Annotated in this window: 1 protein-coding gene; it reads left to right on the forward strand. The window is 39.9% G+C overall.

The window, feature by feature from the left end:
* The coding region (locus AWV70_RS22095; protein ID WP_153010093.1) for an MFS transporter at positions 1-243 on the forward strand (243 nt) is incomplete at both ends.

Below are 243 nucleotides of genomic sequence, written 5' to 3' on the forward strand. Positions count from 1 at the left end.
TTGGAACAGCTCTATATGGAAAGCTATCTGATCAGCTAGGCATTAAAAGGTTACTCCTATTTGGGATTATAATAAATTGCTTCGGATCGGTAATTGGGTTTGTTGGACATTCTTTTTTTCCCATACTTATTCTGGCTCGATTTATTCAAGGAGCTGTTGCAGCTGCATTTCCAGCACTCGTGATGGTTGTAGTTGCGCGCTATATTCCAAAGGAAAATAGGGGTAAAGCGTTTGGTCTTATTG

Origin of the sequence: Sporosarcina koreensis (genome assembly GCF_001531445.1) — a bacterium.
Classification (GTDB): domain Bacteria; phylum Bacillota; class Bacilli; order Bacillales_A; family Planococcaceae; genus Sporosarcina; species Sporosarcina koreensis_C.